The sequence below is a fragment of the Haemophilus sp. UMB1048 genome, assembly GCF_030218125.1.
Lineage (GTDB): Bacteria > Pseudomonadota > Gammaproteobacteria > Enterobacterales > Pasteurellaceae > Haemophilus_D.
Window position 1 is genome coordinate 1 of record NZ_JASOPB010000226.1, and the last position, 229, is coordinate 229.

Consider the following 229-nt stretch of genomic DNA (forward strand, 5'->3'; position numbering starts at 1 on the left):
CTTGGCTTCCCCGAAGCTGCGCAAAATCGTCAAGAGCGTAAAAAGCATTTCTTAAATATGTGAGAGCTTCACGTCTACCTGATGATGAGGGGCTTGCTAGACCAAAACTTGGGTTCACAGCGAGACTCTGCATCGTGCCAGGAATAAGAGTGACATTGTTGTGATGCCAATGTGTTGGTAAATGAGCAGCAAGCCATTTTCTCTCACTCGCATCTGCAAGCTCGCCAGG

Annotated in this window: 1 protein-coding gene; it reads right to left on the reverse strand. The window is 48.0% G+C overall.

All coding sequences use genetic code 11. The annotated features are described in order from the left end of the window. Positions 1-229: DUF4862 family protein (locus QP437_RS10565; protein ID WP_285267810.1), on the reverse strand; the 229-nt coding region annotated here is incomplete at both ends.